The organism is Bacteroides sp. CAG:189, assembly GCF_000432295.1.
Lineage (GTDB): Bacteria > Bacteroidota > Bacteroidia > Bacteroidales > Bacteroidaceae > Bacteroides > Bacteroides salyersiae.
Map to the genome: position 1 here is coordinate 110,092 of NZ_HF991118.1, position 647 is coordinate 110,738.

Consider the following 647-nt stretch of genomic DNA (forward strand, 5'->3'; position numbering starts at 1 on the left):
GGTTCAGCATCAGGTCTCCTTCGGTAAACCAGAGCAGCTTGTATATCAACGATTGGTAAGGCAGGTAATTCAGGAATAGCTCACCATAGTTATTTTCATAATGGTCGGGCATTTTGCTTTTCTCAAAGAGTACGAGTTTGTTGTCTATATCCAGTATAATCCATCGGTGCGATTTCTTCGGAAATAGAAATTCCCCCAACAGGCTGGGAGTTTCCATGTATCCCCGGGATGCTACCCGGCATTGTTCGCTGATAAATTTTTCGGGATTCTCTACATGTTCCAACACTTGGTTGCAGATGACATAATCGAACTCTTTGTCTTTGAACGGTAAGTTTTCACCATCCGCATTGGCAAATATCTGGTGTGGATAGATCTTCATATCTCCACATCGGTGATAATTCTGGTCTGTAAACTTTTCAGTTACAACGTTGGCGCGATGAGACGGGTTGTGTCCCGGACCGACTTCCAATACCCAGTCTCTCTTTTTTATGTGCAAATTATCTCTGTCGTATGGTGTTCTTCTTTTCATACTTTATGAGTTTTACCGGTTATTTTATCAAGTTGGAATCCTCATCCTCATATTTTTCTTTTTGAGTAAACAATCCGGCGATGTTTTTCATCGCTCCGGCTACGCGTACTTTAAAGCT

1 protein-coding gene and 1 pseudogene are annotated in these 647 nt (G+C 41.9%); both read right to left on the reverse strand.

Translation table 11 applies throughout. The features are described from left to right. The coding region (locus QVP90_RS16760) for a class I SAM-dependent methyltransferase (protein ID WP_288204889.1) at positions 1-529 on the reverse strand (529 nt) is incomplete at its 3' end. Between the two features lie 19 nt (positions 530-548). Continuing rightward, a pseudogene (locus QVP90_RS16765) lies at positions 549-647 on the reverse strand (glycosyltransferase family 2 protein); the annotation flags it as partial.